This window comes from Paraburkholderia graminis C4D1M, from assembly GCF_000172415.1.
GTDB lineage: Bacteria > Pseudomonadota > Gammaproteobacteria > Burkholderiales > Burkholderiaceae > Paraburkholderia > Paraburkholderia graminis.
The window spans coordinates 1-16,886 of the sequence record NZ_ABLD01000026.1 but is presented as its reverse complement, the minus strand read 5'-3'; the positions used below and the strand labels follow the sequence as shown (position 1 = coordinate 16,886).

Annotated in this window: 24 protein-coding genes; 2 read left to right on the top strand and 22 right to left on the bottom strand. The window is 60.0% G+C overall.

What is annotated here, in order from left to right:
• Positions 1–4: 4 nt before the first annotated feature.
• Both BGRAMDRAFT_RS27855 and BGRAMDRAFT_RS27850 read right to left on the bottom strand, forming a co-directional pair.
• Positions 5–2,203: a cytochrome c biogenesis protein ResB gene (locus BGRAMDRAFT_RS27855; protein WP_006052233.1), complete on the bottom strand. Its 2,199-nt coding sequence runs from the start codon at positions 2,201–2,203 to the stop codon at positions 5–7.
• Positions 2,204–2,319: 116 nt separating this feature from the next.
• On the bottom strand, positions 2,320–2,973 hold the full coding sequence (locus BGRAMDRAFT_RS27850) for a c-type cytochrome (protein ID WP_006052232.1): 654 nt from the start codon (positions 2,971–2,973) through the stop codon (positions 2,320–2,322).
• A 217-nt stretch (positions 2,974–3,190) separates the two neighbouring features.
• Between BGRAMDRAFT_RS27850 and yihA the strand changes: the two genes are divergently transcribed.
• Both yihA and hemB read left to right on the top strand, forming a co-directional pair.
• Complete coding sequence (gene yihA, locus BGRAMDRAFT_RS27845) at positions 3,191–3,844, top strand: ribosome biogenesis GTP-binding protein YihA/YsxC (protein WP_006052231.1); 654 nt, start codon at positions 3,191–3,193, stop codon at positions 3,842–3,844.
• Between the two features lie 263 nt (positions 3,845–4,107).
• Positions 4,108–5,106 carry a porphobilinogen synthase gene (gene hemB / locus BGRAMDRAFT_RS27840; protein ID WP_006052230.1) on the top strand — a complete coding sequence of 333 codons (999 nt, stop codon included), beginning with the start codon at positions 4,108–4,110 and terminating at the stop codon, positions 5,104–5,106.
• A 150-nt stretch (positions 5,107–5,256) separates the two neighbouring features.
• Here the strand turns inward: hemB and dsbD are convergent, their stop codons facing one another.
• The 20 genes from dsbD to rplN form a co-directional block, all read right to left on the bottom strand.
• On the bottom strand, positions 5,257–7,116 hold the full coding sequence (gene dsbD, locus BGRAMDRAFT_RS27835) for a protein-disulfide reductase DsbD (protein WP_044021923.1): 1,860 nt from the start codon (positions 7,114–7,116) through the stop codon (positions 5,257–5,259).
• Positions 7,109–7,441, bottom strand: a complete 333-nt coding sequence (cutA, locus tag BGRAMDRAFT_RS27830) for a divalent-cation tolerance protein CutA (protein ID WP_006052228.1) — start codon at positions 7,439–7,441, stop codon at positions 7,109–7,111. The genes dsbD and cutA overlap by 8 nt, the downstream gene beginning before the upstream one ends.
• Positions 7,442–7,639: 198 nt before the next feature.
• The gene (rplQ, locus tag BGRAMDRAFT_RS27825) at positions 7,640–8,032 is read right to left on the bottom strand and encodes a 50S ribosomal protein L17 (protein WP_006052227.1); all 393 of its coding nucleotides are present in this window, start codon (positions 8,030–8,032) and stop codon (positions 7,640–7,642) included.
• 167 nt (positions 8,033–8,199) lie between these two features.
• Entirely contained in the window at positions 8,200–9,177 is a 978-nt protein-coding gene (locus BGRAMDRAFT_RS27820; protein ID WP_006052226.1) for a DNA-directed RNA polymerase subunit alpha, read from the bottom strand.
• A gap of 123 nt (positions 9,178–9,300) precedes the next feature.
• Entirely contained in the window at positions 9,301–9,924 is a 624-nt protein-coding gene (gene rpsD, locus BGRAMDRAFT_RS27815; protein WP_006052225.1) for a 30S ribosomal protein S4, read from the bottom strand.
• Between the two features lie 156 nt (positions 9,925–10,080).
• A complete protein-coding gene (rpsK, locus tag BGRAMDRAFT_RS27810) occupies positions 10,081–10,485 on the bottom strand; it encodes a 30S ribosomal protein S11 (protein WP_006052224.1) in 405 nt (134 codons plus the stop codon).
• Between the two features lie 28 nt (positions 10,486–10,513).
• Complete coding sequence (gene rpsM / locus BGRAMDRAFT_RS27805) at positions 10,514–10,879, bottom strand: 30S ribosomal protein S13 (protein ID WP_006052223.1); 366 nt, start codon at positions 10,877–10,879, stop codon at positions 10,514–10,516.
• A gap of 41 nt (positions 10,880–10,920) precedes the next feature.
• Positions 10,921–11,037, bottom strand: coding sequence for a 50S ribosomal protein L36 (gene rpmJ, locus BGRAMDRAFT_RS27800; RefSeq protein ID WP_004199844.1), 117 nt, complete (start codon positions 11,035–11,037; stop codon positions 10,921–10,923).
• A gap of 20 nt (positions 11,038–11,057) precedes the next feature.
• Positions 11,058–11,276 (bottom strand): translation initiation factor IF-1, encoded by a 219-nt coding sequence (gene infA / locus BGRAMDRAFT_RS27795; RefSeq protein WP_004521905.1) that lies wholly within the window; start codon positions 11,274–11,276, stop codon positions 11,058–11,060.
• Positions 11,277–11,284: 8 nt separating this feature from the next.
• A complete protein-coding gene (gene secY, locus BGRAMDRAFT_RS27790; RefSeq protein ID WP_006052222.1) occupies positions 11,285–12,631 on the bottom strand; it encodes a preprotein translocase subunit SecY in 1,347 nt (448 codons plus the stop codon).
• A 47-nt stretch (positions 12,632–12,678) separates the two neighbouring features.
• The gene (gene rplO / locus BGRAMDRAFT_RS27785) at positions 12,679–13,113 is read right to left on the bottom strand and encodes a 50S ribosomal protein L15 (protein ID WP_006052221.1); all 435 of its coding nucleotides are present in this window, start codon (positions 13,111–13,113) and stop codon (positions 12,679–12,681) included.
• Positions 13,114–13,142: 29 nt separating this feature from the next.
• Positions 13,143–13,325 (bottom strand): 50S ribosomal protein L30, encoded by a 183-nt coding sequence (gene rpmD / locus BGRAMDRAFT_RS27780; RefSeq protein ID WP_006052220.1) that lies wholly within the window; start codon positions 13,323–13,325, stop codon positions 13,143–13,145.
• Positions 13,326–13,335: 10 nt separating this feature from the next.
• A complete protein-coding gene (rpsE, locus tag BGRAMDRAFT_RS27775) occupies positions 13,336–13,854 on the bottom strand; it encodes a 30S ribosomal protein S5 (RefSeq protein WP_006052219.1) in 519 nt (172 codons plus the stop codon).
• A 14-nt stretch (positions 13,855–13,868) separates the two neighbouring features.
• Complete coding sequence (rplR, locus tag BGRAMDRAFT_RS27770) at positions 13,869–14,234, bottom strand: 50S ribosomal protein L18 (RefSeq protein ID WP_006052218.1); 366 nt, start codon at positions 14,232–14,234, stop codon at positions 13,869–13,871.
• A gap of 12 nt (positions 14,235–14,246) precedes the next feature.
• The gene (rplF, locus tag BGRAMDRAFT_RS27765) at positions 14,247–14,777 is read right to left on the bottom strand and encodes a 50S ribosomal protein L6 (protein ID WP_006052217.1); all 531 of its coding nucleotides are present in this window, start codon (positions 14,775–14,777) and stop codon (positions 14,247–14,249) included.
• Between the two features lie 18 nt (positions 14,778–14,795).
• Positions 14,796–15,191, bottom strand: a complete 396-nt coding sequence (gene rpsH / locus BGRAMDRAFT_RS27760) for a 30S ribosomal protein S8 (protein ID WP_006052216.1) — start codon at positions 15,189–15,191, stop codon at positions 14,796–14,798.
• Between the two features lie 14 nt (positions 15,192–15,205).
• Positions 15,206–15,511, bottom strand: a complete 306-nt coding sequence (gene rpsN / locus BGRAMDRAFT_RS27755) for a 30S ribosomal protein S14 (RefSeq protein ID WP_006052215.1) — start codon at positions 15,509–15,511, stop codon at positions 15,206–15,208.
• A 7-nt stretch (positions 15,512–15,518) separates the two neighbouring features.
• Positions 15,519–16,058, bottom strand: coding sequence for a 50S ribosomal protein L5 (gene rplE, locus BGRAMDRAFT_RS27750; RefSeq protein ID WP_006052214.1), 540 nt, complete (start codon positions 16,056–16,058; stop codon positions 15,519–15,521).
• A gap of 17 nt (positions 16,059–16,075) precedes the next feature.
• Positions 16,076–16,384: a 50S ribosomal protein L24 gene (rplX, locus tag BGRAMDRAFT_RS27745; RefSeq protein ID WP_006052213.1), complete on the bottom strand. Its 309-nt coding sequence runs from the start codon at positions 16,382–16,384 to the stop codon at positions 16,076–16,078.
• Positions 16,385–16,393: 9 nt separating this feature from the next.
• Positions 16,394–16,762 carry a 50S ribosomal protein L14 gene (rplN, locus tag BGRAMDRAFT_RS27740; RefSeq protein WP_006052212.1) on the bottom strand — a complete coding sequence of 123 codons (369 nt, stop codon included), beginning with the start codon at positions 16,760–16,762 and terminating at the stop codon, positions 16,394–16,396.
• Positions 16,763–16,886 lie beyond the last annotated feature (124 nt).

Genomic DNA, 16,886 nt, shown 5'->3' with positions numbered 1-16,886 from the left:
GGTATTACCGGGTCGAATCTTGTGAGCTTGCGGACTGCGCGCCCGCGTTGCCGGATGCTGGATCAGCGGGTTTCGCGCCCAGCGCGGCGCCGACCGCGTCGCGCGTCTGAGCAAATTCTTTCTCGAAGTCGAGCGTCTTGCGGGCGCTCGACATTGCCATCACAACATGCGTGCCCTGCTCACTATCTTTGAGCCAGAACCAGAGGCGCCGTTCGCGGACGTAGAACATCGAGAAGATGCCCAATACGAGGAGCAGGCTGCCAAGATACACGACTTTTTTGCCGGGCGCGCGCGTCAGCTGAAATACCGAGGCTTGCACCTGCTTGAAGGAATCGAGCTGCAAGTAGACCGGCGATCCATACAAAAAGCTGTCTGATAGCGCGTTGATCGAGCTTTGGACGAAGCGGCTCGCGTCGGCGTTCGCGTCTGCCTGCGGCTCGCCGAGTTGCTGGCGCGACAGTTGCCACAGGTCCCACATCGAGCCTTCCAGCATACGCAGCAGCAAACCCGCGGCCTTTTCCTGCTCGCCCTTCGGCACCGAATGGTCGATGAATCCGGCGATCGCCTGGAAGCCGCCCACCGGCTGGCCGTTCGGCATCTTGACGCTGGTGTCGGCGCCGGCAAAAAGGGTCAGCACGCGCAGCGCGCTTTCTTCCAGGTGCTGCTGCAATTCGGTGTTCGCTTCGGGCACCGAACGCTGCGCGAAGCGGCGAGCGGCTTGTGCGCGCGCCGCCGGATTTTCCAGCGTGGCGCGCAGGTTCATCCATTCCTTGACGGTGCCGCCGCTGTCCGCGGGAATGCGCAGGTAGCGGAACGGATCGTCGGGATTCAGGCGCATGCCGGCGAGGAAGAACCGCTCGCCGCCCACCGTGACCGGCAGCATGTAGTTGTTGTACTCGCGCGCCTGGCCGTCCTTGTCGCGCACCTTGTACTGCACCGAAGGACCGACGTTGTGCAGCTCGAGCGGCTTCGAAGTCTTCGCGCCGGAGCCGAGCCGCTCGTCGAACGCTTCCTTCAGCGAGCGGTGCGCGGCGACGCCGCGAGCATCCGTCTGGCCGTTGGCGTTCGAAATGTTTTCGACGTTGATCGCGCGGAAATCGGTGAACTCGACCGTCTGGCCGTCTGCAAGCGGCGTCGCGGAACTCAACGGCGCATTGCCGCCGATCGCGCCGCCGAACGGCGCGGTTGCCGCGCTTGCGCCGGTCATCGGAAACGCGGTCATCTGCATTTGCGAGCCGCCGTCCTGGAAGCTCGATTGATAGATCGACACGCCGTCGTACTCGAACGGCTTGTTCACCTCGATGCGCGCCGGCACACGGGCGCCGGTCTTGTGATCGACCACGACGATGTCGCTCGCGAACAGCTTGGGCATGCCCGTCGAGTAATAGTCGACGATGAACTTTTGCAGCTCGATCGAGAACGGCAGGTCCTGAATCAGCGAGCCGTCCGGCTGGTTCAGGATCGCCGTCGACACGTGCTGCCCTTCCGGCACCCACGCGTAACCGCGGAACGTCGGATTGGATTGCGACAGACGGTGTTCCGGCGGAATGTCGTTGATGACCGTGTTGGCGCGGATCGGCGACTTGTCGAAGAGCCACATTTGCAGCTTGATCGGCAGATTGCTGTCGAGCAGGCCACCCAGGCAGATCACCACGATTGCAATGTGCGCGGAAATGTAGCCGAGCTTGGTCAACGCGCCGCGTTTGGCCGCGATGAGCGTCGCGCCCTCGGACTCCCGCGTGACGAACTTATAGCCGAGTTTCGCCGATAGTTTCGCGAGCACCGCCGCGGTCTGCGCCCGCGTGCCATGCACCGCGAATTCGCCCTTGTGATGGAACGCACGCAGGCTGGCTTCGCGGACCTTGTCTTTCCAGCTCTTCGTATCGGCGATCATTTTCGGCGCGTTGCGGATCACGCACAGCGACACCGACACCATCAGAAAGCCGAGAATCAGCATGAACCACCACGAGCTGTAGACCGTGTAGAGGCTCAGCGAGCGGAAGATGTCGGCCCAGAAAGGACCGAACTGATTGACGTAGTTGGGGTAAGGGTCGTCCTGCGTGAGAACGGTGCCGATGATGCTGGCGATCGACAGAATCACAAGCAGCGCAATGGCAAAACGCATCGAACTCAATACTTCGATGACGCTGCGCAAGACGCGATTGCCCGACTTCGACTGCAAACCCGACGTGGTGACGCTCATTCATACTCCGACTGAACAGCAAAAAAGGGTGAAGGGCGATCGTAGATACGACGCCCCCACCCTTTTCTTGTTTTTCACCGGCCTCGACGGGCCGGTTGCACTTGCGCGCGAACCTCTTAGTGCAGGCCCGCGATGTAATCGGCAACAGCCTTTATCTCGCTGTCCGACAGACGCGTTGCGACAGCATGCATCGCCTCGTTGTTATTGCGCGCGCCCGGACCTTGCGTGAACGCGTTCAACTGCGCCACCGTGTACTCCGCCCATTGTCCCGACAAACGCGGATATTGCGACGGAATACCCTGACCCGTGGGCCCGTGACAGCTCGCACATGCCGGCACGCCCTTGTCGGCGATACCGCCACGATAGATCTTCTGCCCGAGCGGCACGGTATTCTTGTTGTGCGCATAGCCGGGCTTCGGAGCCTGCGTCGCGAAATAGGCAGCGACGTTGACCATGTCCTGATCCGACAGCGCTGAAGCCATGCCCGTCATGATCGCATTGTTGCGCACGGGCTGCTTGGCGCCGGGCTGCAGCTTGAAATCCTTGAGTTGTTTGACGAGATAGTCGGGATGCTGACCCGCGAGCTTCGGATAGGCACCGCCGGCGCTGTTACCGTCTGCGCCGTGACACGACGCGCAAACCTGCACCGCGATTGCCTGCCCCCGGTTGATGTCCGGCTTTGCCGGATCTGCTGCTCGTGCCTGAATTGCCAAACCTGAAAGACCTGCCGCTACCTGAAACACCATCAGAGCCTTGCACAGTCGATTCATTCGCACACCCTGTCTCGTCTTGTGGGATTTTAGAGGTTTTGCACAATACGACGGCGACCCAAGTGACCGCCAGGAGCCGCCGAGGCACGCGGGCTGGCCCCCTCAGGTTTTCAGTAAACCATCGTATTGTACAATAACTCGCTAATCGCTAAGACGCCAGTCGGGCTTGACCCGTCCCCACTCCGGGTTCCCCGGCGTCTCGAATTCTGGCCTGCTCATGTCCTTCCTGCTCCACCAATCGCGCTTCTTCACGACCGTCAATCACCTGCGCGATCTTCCTGCCACCGCTCAGCCCGAGATCGCTTTCGCGGGGCGCTCGAATGCGGGCAAATCGACGGCCATCAACATTCTGTGCAATCAGAAGCGGCTGGCATTCGCGAGTAAGACGCCAGGGCGCACGCAGCACATCAATTACTTTTCGGTCGGCCGCGAGGACGAACCGGTCGCCCATCTGGTCGACCTGCCGGGCTACGGCTACGCCGAAGTGCCCGGCGCGGCGAAGGCCCACTGGGAGGCGCTGCTTTCCACGTACCTGCAGTCGCGCTCGCAATTGCGCGGCATGATTCTGATGATGGATTCGCGCCGTCCGTTGACCGATCTGGACCGGCGAATGATCGAGTGGTTCGCGCCGACCGGCAAGCCGATTCACGCGCTGCTGACCAAATGCGACAAATTGACGCGTCAGGAAAGTGTGAATGCGTTGCGCACAACGCAGAAGGGTTTCGCCGAGTATCGTGCCGCGGGCTACCAGGGCGAACTGACGGCGCAGCTTTTTTCGGCGCTCAAGCGTGTCGGTATCGACGAGGCGCATGAATTGGTCGAAAGCTGGCTGATCCCCGGCGCCAAAGGCGAAACGGACGCCGCGCAGTAAGCCGAGTCCTGGTTTTCGAATCGGGGAAAGCGCCGTTTTCGTCGGCGCATAAAAAAACCCGCCGCATTAACGGCGGGTCAAACAGCCTAATCGAAAAACGACAGGCACCCGCTCAGGGAGGAGAAGCGGGGAGGTCAGCGCCAGGCGCCTTGCTCGATCGGTATGATATACCATTGTCTTGAAAAGTTTCCGCGAGTGGCCGCCTGCAGTTGGTGCCGCTCGTGTCACCGCCCCACTCAAGACACTCACGTTTTCTATCCCACATGAGCTTCTACCCGCACTATCGCCCGCGCCGCATGCGCCGCGACGACTTTTCGCGCCGTCTGATGCGCGAAAACATTCTCACCACCAACGACCTGATCTATCCCGTGTTCGTGGTCGAGGGCACTAATATTCGCCAAGCGGTGCCGTCGATGCCCGGCGTCGACCGGGTTTCCGTCGATCTGCTGATGAAAGTCGCCGAGCAATGCGTCGAGCTGGGCGTGCCGGTGCTGTCGCTGTTTCCGGCGATCGAGCCGTCGCTGAAAACGCCCGATGGCCGCGAGGCGGCGAACCCCGCGGGCCTCATCCCGCGCGCGGTTCGCGAACTCAAGAAGCACTTCCCTGAGCTCGGCGTGCTGACCGACGTCGCGCTCGACCCGTACACGAGCCACGGCCAGGACGGCGTGCTCGACGAGACGGGTTACGTGATCAACGACGAAACCGTCGAAATCCTGATCGAGCAGGCGCGCGCGCAGGCCGAGGCCGGCGTCGATATCGTTGCGCCCTCTGACATGATGGACGGCCGCATTGGCGCCATCCGCGAAATGCTGGAGAGCGAGGACCATGTGCATACGCGGATCATGGCTTACGCGGCCAAGTTCGCGTCCGCGTTCTACGGCCCGTTCCGCGACGCCGTGGGCTCGGCCACGAACCTCGGCAAAAGCAACAAGATGACGTACCAGATGGACCCGGCGAATTCGAACGAAGCGCTGCGCGAAGTCCAGGCGGACATCAACGAAGGCGCCGATATGGTGATGGTCAAGCCGGGCATGCCGTATCTCGACATCGTGCGTCGCGTGAAGGACGAGTTCCAGTTCCCGACCTACGTCTATCAGGTCAGCGGCGAGTACGCGATGCTGAAAGCGGCGGCCCAGAACGGCTGGCTCGATCACGACAAGGCGATGATGGAATCGCTGCTCGCGTTCAAGCGTGCGGGCGCGGACGGGGTTCTGACGTATTTCGCGCTGGATGCGGCGCGGATTCTACGGTCGCAGAAGTGATTTGGGTTGGATTTTAGGTTAGCGCGTGTAGCGAAGAACTCGCTAGAAATGGAAAACGGAGGCGGACTTTGAGTCGCGCCTCCGTTTTTTTGTGCGTTTACGCGGACGTAAGCCCCGCGCGTTGCACATCGTCGTGTGATTTGCGTGCGATCAGGTCTGCGGCGCACTCGCCCGCTCGAGCGAACGCAGGAATTTGTCAGCCGATTCGTAACCGACGACACGCAGCACCTCTTTGCCGCCGCGGTCGAAGAAGATAATCCCCGGCGGGCCGAAAAGGCCGAATCGCTTGAGCAGAGCCTGATCGTCGGCGTTATTCGCGGTGACGTCGGCGCGCAGCAGATTCATCTGCTTTAACTTCGCCTGGACGCGCGGATCGCTGAAGGTGAATTTCTCCATCTCTTTGCAGCTTACGCACCAGTCCGCGTAAAAATCGAGCATGGCGGGCTGTGCCGCCGCTTTGACGGCGCCGTCCAGTTCCGCCGATGAACGCACCGCCTGGAACGCCAGATCGTCGTGCGACGCGGTTTGAGGCGCGCCAGCCACAGACGTAGCGGCCGGCGCCGCCGACCGCGACGCCAGCACGGCGAGCGGACGCAATGGATCGGACGAACCCGCAGCAAGTCCGACCAGCAGCACGGCCGCCCAAACAGCGAGGGCCGCGCCGATGCCGCGTCCAAGCCGCCGCCATATCGACGCCTGCGCGCCAGGCGCGGAAAAAAGGCCCAAGCATGCGGCGGCGATCAGCAACCAGAGTGCGCTGAGCAACATGGTGGCGGTTGCTCCGAGCACAGGCCACACGATCCACAGCGCCGCGGCGAGCAGCACGACGCCGAACAGCACCTTGATGTCGTCCATCCATGCGCCGGCGCGCGGCAGCAAAGTCCCGGCGCCGAGACCGACAATCATCAGGGGCACGCCAAGCCCTAGCCCCATTGCGAACAGCGCCGCGCCGCCGAGCACCGCGCTCCCCGTATGCGCGATGAAGGCCAGCACCGCGAAAAGCGGCGCAGTCATGCACGCGCCGACCACCAGTGCCGACAGCGCGCCCATTCCGGCGACGGCTGCGAACTTGCCGCCCGAACGTCCCGCCGACGCGTGCGACGCGCCTTCCTGCCAGCGCTGCGGCAACGCGATGTCAAACCCGGCGATCAGCGTGAGTGCGAAAATAGTCAGCAGCACGCCGAACGCGCCCAACACCCACGGATTCTGCAGCCAGGCGCCAAGACTCTGCCCGACCAGCGCGGCGGCAATGCCGAGCGCGGTGTAGACGAGCGCCATCCCGATGACATAGGCCAGCGACAACGCGAAGCCGCGCGCCCGCGTGACCCGCGCGCCTTCACCGATGATGATGGCGGACAGGATCGGAATCATCGGATAGGAACACGGCAGCAGGCTCAGCACGATGCCCGCAACGAAGTAAAGCCCGATGATCGCGAGGAAACCTCCGCCTTGCAGCAGCGATTGCGCGTAGTCGGCGCTGGTGGCGCGTTCGTACCACGGCGCATCGTGTGCCGTGGACTGCGGCGCAGCCGCGCTGCCGGCAGGCAGCAGCGCTGCGCCGCTGACGTGGTAGACGCGCTCCATCGGCGGATAACAGATGCCGGCGTCGGCGCAGCCTTGCGATGTGACCGCCAGATCGAACCCACCTGCGGCCTGCTTCACGGGAATCCGGATCGTCAGTTCGTTGCGATACGTCTCAACGTTCTTGTTGAACGTCTGATCGAACTTGATATGACCCGCCGGCAACTGCGGTTCGCCGATCGTCGCGTTTCCGTTGCGGGCCGCAAATGCGAAGCGCTCGCGGTACATGTAGTAGCCGTCCGCGATCTTGTAGGTCACGTCGACCTCGCCGGGCTTCTCGGTCGCGCTGAATTTGAAGGCGACGGCAGGATCGAGGAAGTCGTCCGAAGCGCGGGCAAGCGTGCCGAACTGCGCGAGAATCAGGCACGCGGAAACGAGGAATGCGGCACGCAACGCGTGACGCGCGCGTCGGTTGAGACCGTTAAACATGTAGGGGACGTTGGGTTTCAGAAGTGATCCACTGGCCATAGGCGGCCGACGCGGCAGCTTGCCATGACAGGATTTCCGGCGTGTCGTAGGGATGGTTTGCCTGTAGGTACTGCTCGAGCTCAAGCACGCGGGCGGCGCTGGTCTTGAACAGCAGCTGGATTTCTTGCGCCGTTTCTAGCTGACCCTGCCAATGGTAACTGGACTGCACCGGGCCGAGCTGCGTAACGCATGCACACAGGCGTGCGGCCAATGCGTCCGCGGCCAGCTTCTGTGCAGCGGCCGCATCGGGCACCGTCGTGAGAAGGAGAGTCACATTCACGTTCACAGCAAGCTCCAGCCAGGCACAATTTGCGTGTCAATATCGTATCACCTGGTCTTGGACCGCCGCTGGCTGCCCGACCGCGTGGACGCGAGGATGCGGCGTTTCGCCGCCTGTGCCAGCGCGCCTACTACGCCTGCCGCCATAAACAAAAAAGCCAGGCTGTGAGCCTGGCTTTCTTCTGTGCTATCAGCGCTTCAAAGCTTATTCAGCTTCTTGCACTTCGACTTCTTCAACTTCCGGACGATCGAGCAGTTCGACCAGAGCCATCGGTGCGTTGTCGCCGACGCGGAAGCCAAACTTCAGCACGCGCAGGTAGCCGCCCGGACGGGTAGCGTAACGCGGGCCGAGGACTTCAAACAGCTTCGTGACCGAGTCACGATCGCGCAGGCGGTTGAACGCCAGACGACGGTTTGCCAGCGACGGCTTCTTGCCGAGCGTGATCAGCGGCTCGACAACTTTACGGAGTTCTTTCGCCTTCGGCAGCGTGGTCTTGATGACTTCGTGCTCGATCAGCGAGTTGGACATGTTACGGAGCATTGCCAGACGGTGGCTGCTCGTGCGGTTCAGTTTCCGCAGACCATGACGGTGACGCATGTTAATTCCTTCGATTCAAAGTTTTGATCCAGCTCTTCTATCGCGCTCGATCTACCAAAGTAGCGAGTGCACGGGCCGGTAGTGAAAAAAGACAAGACGCGGATTTTAAAGGAAAATCCGCGTCCTTGCCAGTACAGCGGCGGGCTCTGCCCCGGATGACTGCCGAGTTACTTATCCAGCCCTGCGGGCGGCCAGTTTTCCAGCTTCATGCCGAGCGTCAAACCACGCGACGCCAAGACTTCCTTGATTTCGTTCAACGACTTGCGGCCCAGGTTCGGCGTCTTGAGCAGCTCGTTTTCCGTGCGCTGGATCAGGTCGCCGATGTAGTAGATGTTCTCGGCCTTCAGGCAGTTCGCGGAACGAACCGTGAGTTCGAGATCATCGACCGGACGCAGCAGGATCGGATCGATCTGCGGTGCGCGCGACGGCGCTTCAGCCGTTGCTTCGGTGCCTTCCAGTGCAGCGAACACCGACAGCTGATCGACCAGAATGCGCGCCGATTGACGGATCGCTTCTTCCGGCGAAATCACACCGTTCGTTTCGATGTTCATCACGAGCTTGTCGAGGTCGGTACGCTGTTCGACGCGAGCGCTTTCAACGGCGTAGCTCACGCGGCGAACCGGCGAGAACGACGCGTCCAGCACGATACGGCCGATAATCTTGGCCGACTCCTCGCCATAACGACGCACATTGCCCGGCACGTAGCCGCGGCCCTTTTCGACCTTGATCTGAACGTCGAGCTTGCCGCCCTTCGACAGATGCGCGATCACGTGGTCAGGGTTGATCACTTCGCAGTCGTGCGCCAGCTCGATGTCGCCAGCGGTCACAACGCCTTCGCCTTCCTTGCGCAGCGTAACCGTCACTTCGTCACGGTTATGCAGCTTGAACACCACGCCCTTCAGGTTCAACAACAGGTTGACCACGTCCTCTTGCACACCGTCGAGCGTCGAATATTCATGTACGACGCCTGCGATCGTCACTTCGGTCGGCGCATAGCCGATCATGGACGACAGCAGCACGCGCCGAAGCGCGTTACCCAAGGTGTGGCCGTAACCGCGTTCAAACGGTTCCATGACCACTTTCGCGTGGCTTTCGCCCAGCGATTCAACTGCGATGATCTTGGGCTTCAACAAACTGGTTTGCATAGGTTTTCCTTTTCAATACCCTCGGCTCGTTACACCGATAAGGCTGACCGGTAACAACCTGAAAATAAACAGCCGAGACGCCCCCTTGCGCAACGCAACGAGGTGCCCCGGCCGTTAATCCGATTACCGCGAATACAATTCGACGATCAGGCTTTCGTTGATATCGCCAGCGATGTCGCTGCGTTCCGGCTTGGACTTGAACGTGCCTTCGAACTTCTTCGAATCCACGGCGACCCAGCTCGGCATGCCGCCTTGCTCAGCCAGCGACAGCGCTTCGAGAATACGCGCTTGCTTCTTCTTCTGTTCGCGCACTGCGACGACGTCGCCTGCCTTCACTTGCATCGACGGGATGTTCGACACGACGCCGTTCACCGTGATCGCCTTGTGGCTCACCAGCTGACGCGCTTCAGCACGCGTCGAACCGAAGCCCATGCGGTACACGACGTTATCCAGACGCGACTCGAGCAATTGCAGCAGGTTTTCACCCGTGTTGCCCTTCAGACGGTCCGCTTCGGCGAAGTAACGGCGGAATTGACGCTCCAGAACACCGTAGATGCGCTTCACTTTTTGCTTTTCGCGCAGCTGCGTGCCGTAGTCGGACGTACGCGCACCCGAGGTGCGGCCATGCTGGCCAGGCTTGCTGTCAAGCTTGCACTTGTCAGCGAGCGAACGACGGGCGCTCTTCAGGAAGAGGTCAGTGCCTTCACGGCGGGACAGCTTGGCCTTAGGGCCGATATAACGTGCCACGTTGATTCCTTCGTTGATTGATCACGCGAATGCTCGCACTCGCGCTAGTCCGAACCCTTTGGGTCGAACGGTGGGCTTAGTCAATTCAATAGCGCAAGCAGCCTGTTTCGCCGGTCACTTGAACCAGCGGCAACAGGCGCTAGCGAAAACAGCGTCTTAGATACGACGACGCTTCGGCGGACGGCAGCCGTTGTGCGGGACCGGGGTCACGTCGGAGATTGCCGTGATCTTGATGCCAAGACCATGCAACGCGCGCACCGCCGATTCACGGCCAGGACCGGGGCCCTTGATCCGCACTTCGAGGTTCTTCACGCCGTATTCCATCGCCACGCGGCCAGCCGATTCGGCCGCCACCTGAGCTGCAAACGGGGTCGATTTACGCGAACCCTTGAAGCCCTGACCACCCGACGTTGCCCAGGCAAGTGCATTGCCTTGACGATCGGTGATCGTGATGATGGTGTTGTTGAACGACGCGTGAACGTGAACCACGCCCTCGGCGACGTTCTTCTTGACCTTCTTGCGAACGCGTTGCGCCGCGGAGTTGTTCGAAGCCTTAGCCATTACGTTTTCCTGTAACTGTCAGTTCCGCTTACTTCTTCAGCGATTGCGCTGCACGACGCGGACCCTTGCGCGTACGGGCATTCGTACGCGTACGTTGGCCGCGCAGGGGCAAGCCCTTACGATGCCGAACGCCACGGTAGCAGCCGAGATCCATCAGGCGCTTGATGTTCATCGTCGTTTCACGGCGCAGATCGCCTTCAACGATGAACTTGCCGACTTCTTCACGCAGCTTTTCGAGGTCTGCGTCGTTCAGGTCTTTGACCTTCTTCGAAAATGCCACACCAGCAGCGACGCAAATGTCGCGCGAGCGCGTGCGGCCGATACCGTAAATAGCCGTCAGGCCGATTTCAGTATGCTGGTGATTCGGGATGTTAACCCCTGCGATACGAGCCATTGTTTTTCCTCAAACAAAAAGCGCAAGCAAAAGCGCGGCGTTCAGCCTTGACGCTGTTTGTGGCGCGGATCAGAGCTGCAAATCACGCGCACAACGCCTTTGCGCTTGATGATCTTGCAATTGCGGCAAATGCGCTTAACCGATGCCATCACTTTCATGATATTACCCTTTTTTCAAATCACTTCGCCCGGAACACGATCCGCGCACGCGAGAGATCGTAAGGCGTCAATTCAACCGTCACCTTGTCGCCCGGCAGGATTCGGATGTAGTGCATCCGCATCTTGCCGGATATGTGTCCCAATACGACATGGCCGTTTTCCAGCTTCACCCTGAAGGTAGCATTAGGCAGGTTTTCGATGACTTCACCCTGCATCTGGATAACATCGTCTTTGGCCATAAGTCCTTTCAACGCATCGGGACGCCGCCGCCTTTGAAATTAGCCTTCTTCAGCAGCGATTCATACTGTTGCGACATAACGTACGACTGCACCTGCGCCATGAAATCCATTGTGACGACGACAATGATCAGCAGCGACGTTCCACCAAAATAAAACGGCACGTTCCAGCGCAGCACCAGAAACTCGGGCAGCAGGCAAACAAACACGATGTAGATCGCACCGGCCAGCGTCAGACGCGTGAGGATGCGGTCGATATATCGCGCCGTTTGATCGCCCGGGCGGATGCCAGGAACGAAAGCGCCACTCTTTTTCAGGTTGTCGGCCGTCTCTCTGCTGTTGAACACCAGCGCGGTGTAGAAAAAGCAGAAGAAAACGATCGCCAACGCGTACAGCAACACGTACACGGGCTGACCGGGCTTAATGGCCTCGGCCACGTTGTGCAGCGTGTCTGCGAACCAACTGGTGCGCGACCCCGAACTGAACCAGTTCAGGATGGTTGCCGGGAAGAGAATGATCGACGATGCGAAGATCGGCGGAATCACGCCCGACATGTTCAACTTCAGCGGCAAATGCGAAGATTGACCGCCGTAAATCTTGTTACCGACTTGCCGCTTCGCGTAGTTCACAAGGATCTTGCGCTGGCCGCGTTCGATGAACACCACCAGATACGTCACTGCGGCGATCAGCGCGACGACGATAATCGCCGAGATGATGCTCATCGAGCCGGTTCGCACCAGTTCGAAAAGACCACCGATTGCATTCGGGAAACCCGCTGCAATACCACCGAAAATGATGATCGAGATACCGTTGCCAAGCCCGCGCTCCGTGATCTGCTCACCCAGCCACATCAGGAACATCGTGCCCGTCACCAGCGTCACGACCGTCGTCAACCGAAACACCATTCCCGGATCGATCACCAGAGCCGGCTGATTTTCCAGGGCTACGGCAATACCGAAAGCCTGGAACGTTGCCAGCAGGACCGTGAAGATACGCGTGTACTGCGTGATCTTTCGTTGCCCCGCCTGCCCTTCCTTCTTCAACGCTTCGAGTTGCGGCGAGACAATTGCCAACAACTGCATGATGATCGACGCCGAGATATACGGCATGATCCCAAGCGCGAAAATCGTGAACCGCGAAAGCGCGCCACCCGAGAACATGTTGAACATGCCAAGGATGCCGCCCGACTGGCTCTGGAACAACTTCGCCAGTTGGTCCGGGTCGATACCCGGCACCGGAATGTGCGCGCCGACACGGTAGACGATCAGCGCCAGCAGCAGAAACACTGCCCGCCGACGCAGATCGCCAAACTTCGCCGCGCTGCGACCGGGTTTTGCGAGACTCGGGCTGTTAGCCAAGTACCTTCTCCGATGCAAATGCTAGTGACGGCAAAATAACTTGCGCGTTACTCGGCAAAAGAGCCGCCGGCTGCCTCGATAGCAGCGCGCGCACCCTTCGTCGCACCCAGACCCTTCACAACGATCTTGCGCTTCAGCTCGCCCGTCGCGATGATCTTGGCGCTCTTGATCAGCTCGCCGACCAGGCCGGCTTGCTTCAGAGCCAGCAGATCGATTTCGTCGACCGGCAGCTTTTCCAGATCCGAGAGACGCACTTCACCGACGAATTCCTTCGTCAGCGAGGTGAAGCCACGCTTCGGCAGGCGACGTTGCAGCGGCATTTGACCGCCTTCGAAGCCAACCTTGTGAAAGCCGCCCGAACGCGACTTCTGACCCTTGTGACCACGGCCAGCGGTCTTGCCGAGGCCAGAGCCGATACCGCGACCAACGCGACGCTTTGCGTGCTTCGCGCCTTCAGCCGGCTTCAGATCATTCAATTCCATTATCAACTCCTTGAGTCCTGGTCAGCCGCTTAGCTGATGACCTTAACGAGGTACGAAACCTTGTTGATCATGCCGCGCACGGCCGGCGTGTCCTGCAACTCGCTGACCGAGTTGAGTCGGCGCAGACCCAGGCCACGCACCGTTGCACGGTGCGTTTCACGGGTGCCGATCAGGCTCTTGACGAGCTGGACCTTGACAGTTTTTTCAGACATGGTGTCCACCTTAGCCCAGAATATCTTCGACGGACTTGCCGCGCTTCGCCGCGATGTCGCCCGGCGTGGACTGCTTGCGCAGACCGTCGAGCGTTGCACGAACGAGGTTGTACGGGTTCGTCGAGCCGTGGCTCTTGGCCACAACGTTCTGCACGCCCATCACGTCGAACACTGCGCGCATCGGGCCGCCGGCGATCACACCGGTACCGTCCTTCGCCGGAGCGAGGAGGACCATCGATGCGCCGTGCTTGCCGTGCACTTCGTGTTGCAGGGTACCGTTCTTAAGCGGCACCTTGAACATGTTGCGGCGGGCTTGTTCCATCGCCTTCTGGACAGCGACCGGCACTTCCTTCGCCTTGCCCTTGCCCATACCGACGCGGCCATCACCGTCGCCAACCACGGTCAGTGCGGCGAAGCCGAGAATGCGGCCACCCTTCACGACCTTGGTCACGCGGTTGACCGAAATCATCTTTTCGCGCAGGCCGTCGTCGCGTTCGTCAGCCTGAACTTTCGCTTGCATCTTTGCCATGACGAATTCTTCCCTTAGAACTTGAGTCCGGCTTCGCGCGCCGCATCAGCCAGCGCTTTCACGCGGCCGTGGTAACGGAAACCCGAACGGTCGAAGGCGACGGATTCGATGCCGGCAGCCTTAGCCTTTTCTGCAATGCGCTTGCCAATCAGCGTGGCAGCGGCGACGTTGCCGCCCTTGCCCGTTTGATCAGCCAGTTGCGCACGCACTTCGGCCTCGAGCGTCGACGCGCTGGCGAGCACCTTGGTGCCGCACGGCGAGAACACTTGCGCATAGATGTGCGTGTTCGTGCGATGCACGGCGAGACGCGCGACCTGCAGCTCAGCGATCTTGATACGCGTCTGACGAGCGCGGCGCAGGCGAGATTGAGTCTTATCCATGATTGCGCACCCTTACTTCTTCTTCGTTTCTTTGAGGATCACGACCTCGTTGGCATAGCGCACGCCCTTGCCCTTGTAGGGCTCCGGCGGACGATAGCCGCGCACTTCTGCAGCGACCTGGCCAACTTTCTGCTTGTCGATCCCCTTGATCACGATTTCGGTTTGCGACGGGGTTTCAGCCTTCACGCCTTCCGGCATCTGGTGCACCACGGGGTGCGAGAAACCCAGCGACAGATTCAGCTTGTCGCCTTGCGCCTGTGCGCGGTAACCGACGCCTACCAGCGTCAGCTTGCGCTCGAAACCCTTCGTCACGCCGTTCACCATGTTCGCAACCAGTGCGCGCATCGTGCCCGACATCGCATTCGCTTCGCGGCTTTCGTCAACCGGCTCGATCTTCAGAATGCCGTTGTCGTTCACCACTTTCACGAGGCGGTTTGCCGCCTGCGTAATCGTACCCAGCGGGCCCTTGACGGTGATGCGATCATCGCTCAGGGCCACTTCTGCGCCTTGCAGCGCGATCGGGCTCTTACCTACTCGAGACATGTTTCTCTCCTTTCGGCCTTAAGCGACGTAGCAGATGACTTCGCCGCCAACGCCCGTTGCGCGCGCCTTGCGGTCCGTCATCACGCCCTTGGGCGTCGACACGATTGCCACGCCGAGGCCATTCATGACCACGGGGATGTCGTTACGGCCGCGGTACACACGCAGACCAGGCTTCGAAACGCGTTCAATGCGCTCGATGACCGGACGGCCGGCGTAGTACTTCAACACGATGTTCAATTCAGACTTCGCACCTTCGGACTTCACTGCGAAATCATCGATATAGCCTTCGTCCTTCAGGACCTGCGCAATCGCAACCTTGACTTTCGACGAGGGCATTGTCACCGAAACCTTCTCGACCATCTGCGCGTTGCGGATGCGAGTCAGCATATCGGCGATAGGATCACTCATGCTCATTTACGTTTCTCCTATTACCAGCTCGCCTTGGTCAGGCCAGGGATCTCGCCGCGGAACGCGATTTCGCGAATCTTGTTACGCGCCAGCCCGAATTTACGGAACGTGCCACGCGGGCGACCAGTAATCGCGCAACGATTGCGCTTACGGGTCGGGTTAGAGTTGCGCGGCAGTTGTTGCAGTTCCAGACGTGCTGCGTAATGCTCTTCGTCCGACTTGCTCATATCGCCGATGATCGCCTTCAACTCTGCACGCTTAGGCGCGTACTTAGCAGCGAGGCGAGCACGCTTCTTTTCACGTTCGATCAGTGCCAGTTTAGCCACGGTAACCTCAGTTTCTGAACGGGAACTTGAAGCTGGCGAGCAGAGCCTTTGCTTCGTCGTCGGTCTTCGCAGTCGTCGTGATGCTGATGTTCAGCCCACGCAGTGCGTCGATTTTGTCGTAGTCGATTTCGGGGAAAATGATCTGCTCTTTCACACCGATGTTGTAGTTGCCGCGACCATCGAACGCACGACCCGACACGCCACGGAAGTCGCGCACACGGGGGAGCGCAACCGTCACGAAACGGTCCAGGAATTCGTACATTGCCTGACCGCGCAACGTGACCATTGCACCGATCGGGTAGCCCTGACGGATCTTGAAGCCAGCGATTGCCTTGCGTGCCTTCGTGATCACAGGCTTCTGGCCTGCAATCTTCGTCAGGTCGCCAACGGCGTTTTCGATGATCTTCTTGTCAGCAACCGCTTCGCCAAGGCCCATGTTCAGGGTGATCTTGGTGATGCGCGGCACTTCCATCACGGACTTGTAACCGAACTTCTCGATGAGGCCGGGTACAACCTTTTCTTTGTAAAACTCTTGCAAACGAGCCATTTTTTTACTCCGCAGCGTCAGGCGCTCAGCTCGGCACCGGTCGTCTTAAGGAAACGAACTTTCTTGTCCCCTTCGACCTTGATGCCTACACGCGATGCCTTGCCATTCGCGTCGACCAATGCGACGTTCGAAATTTGCAGCGGCATCGTCTTGGCTTCCACACCACCCGTCGTACCCTTCATCGGGTTCGGCTTGACGTGTTTCTTGACGAGGTTGATACCCTCGACAATGACCTTGCCTTCGCCAACGGACAGCACGACGCCGCGCTTGCCTTTGTCTTTGCCGGTGATGACGATAACTTCGTCACCTTTGCGAATCTTGTTCATCGCGACTCCTTACAGCACTTCAGGTGCCAACGAAACGATCTTCATGAATCGTTCGCTACGCAACTCGCGCGTGACAGGCCCGAAAATACGGGTGCCAATAGGTTCGAGCTTGGCATTCAACAGCACTGCAGCATTGCCGTCGAACTTGATCAGCGAGCCGTCCTGACGGCGCACGCCCTTGGCGGTGCGAACCACCACGGCGTTATAAATTTCGCCTTTCTTCACGCGCCCGCGCGGCGTTGCTTCTTTGACGGTCACCTTGATGATGTCGCCAATGCTGGCATAACGACGCTTCGAGCCGCCGAGCACCTTGATGCACATGACTTCACGCGCACCCGTGTTGTCGGCCACTTCAAGCCGAGTTTCGGTCTGGATCATGGTTTATCTTTCCCAACTTAATCCGGTCACACCACCATGGCGTACCCGGTCAGTCTTGGTCCCGTCAGCCAATCGGCTGCTTGGGTTAGAACAGCAGCGACGGCAAACGAAACCCGCCATCGCA

What these genes read in the sequence shown, in the direction of transcription:
- rplF (WP_006052217.1), bottom strand. Translation starts at nt 14,777, where the DNA reads ATGTCTCGAGTAGGTAAGAGCCCGATCGCGCTGCAAGGCGCAGAAGTG.
- rpsK (WP_006052224.1), bottom strand. Translation starts at nt 10,485, where the DNA reads ATGGCTAAGGCTTCGAACAACTCCGCGGCGCAACGCGTTCGCAAGAAG.
- rplN (WP_006052212.1), bottom strand. Translation starts at nt 16,762, where the DNA reads ATGATCCAGACCGAAACTCGGCTTGAAGTGGCCGACAACACGGGTGCG.
- rpmD (WP_006052220.1), bottom strand. Translation starts at nt 13,325, where the DNA reads ATGTCTGAAAAAACTGTCAAGGTCCAGCTCGTCAAGAGCCTGATCGGC.
- rplQ (WP_006052227.1), bottom strand. Translation starts at nt 8,032, where the DNA reads ATGCGTCACCGTCATGGTCTGCGGAAACTGAACCGCACGAGCAGCCAC.
- BGRAMDRAFT_RS27820 (WP_006052226.1), bottom strand. Translation starts at nt 9,177, where the DNA reads ATGCAAACCAGTTTGTTGAAGCCCAAGATCATCGCAGTTGAATCGCTG.
- dsbD (WP_044021923.1), bottom strand. Translation starts at nt 7,116, where the DNA reads ATGTTTAACGGTCTCAACCGACGCGCGCGTCACGCGTTGCGTGCCGCA.
- hemB (WP_006052230.1), top strand. Translation starts at nt 4,108, where the DNA reads ATGAGCTTCTACCCGCACTATCGCCCGCGCCGCATGCGCCGCGACGAC.
- rpsM (WP_006052223.1), bottom strand. Translation starts at nt 10,879, where the DNA reads ATGGCTCGTATCGCAGGGGTTAACATCCCGAATCACCAGCATACTGAA.
- rpmJ (WP_004199844.1), bottom strand. Translation starts at nt 11,037, where the DNA reads ATGAAAGTGATGGCATCGGTTAAGCGCATTTGCCGCAATTGCAAGATC.
- rplR (WP_006052218.1), bottom strand. Translation starts at nt 14,234, where the DNA reads ATGGATAAGACTCAATCTCGCCTGCGCCGCGCTCGTCAGACGCGTATC.
- BGRAMDRAFT_RS27850 (WP_006052232.1), bottom strand. Translation starts at nt 2,973, where the DNA reads ATGAATCGACTGTGCAAGGCTCTGATGGTGTTTCAGGTAGCGGCAGGT.
- rplX (WP_006052213.1), bottom strand. Translation starts at nt 16,384, where the DNA reads ATGAACAAGATTCGCAAAGGTGACGAAGTTATCGTCATCACCGGCAAA.
- rplO (WP_006052221.1), bottom strand. Translation starts at nt 13,113, where the DNA reads ATGGAATTGAATGATCTGAAGCCGGCTGAAGGCGCGAAGCACGCAAAG.
- infA (WP_004521905.1), bottom strand. Translation starts at nt 11,276, where the DNA reads ATGGCCAAAGACGATGTTATCCAGATGCAGGGTGAAGTCATCGAAAAC.
- yihA (WP_006052231.1), top strand. Translation starts at nt 3,191, where the DNA reads ATGTCCTTCCTGCTCCACCAATCGCGCTTCTTCACGACCGTCAATCAC.
- rplE (WP_006052214.1), bottom strand. Translation starts at nt 16,058, where the DNA reads ATGGCTCGTTTGCAAGAGTTTTACAAAGAAAAGGTTGTACCCGGCCTC.
- BGRAMDRAFT_RS27855 (WP_006052233.1), bottom strand. Translation starts at nt 2,203, where the DNA reads ATGAGCGTCACCACGTCGGGTTTGCAGTCGAAGTCGGGCAATCGCGTC.
- rpsH (WP_006052216.1), bottom strand. Translation starts at nt 15,191, where the DNA reads ATGAGCATGAGTGATCCTATCGCCGATATGCTGACTCGCATCCGCAAC.
- rpsE (WP_006052219.1), bottom strand. Translation starts at nt 13,854, where the DNA reads ATGGCAAAGATGCAAGCGAAAGTTCAGGCTGACGAACGCGACGACGGC.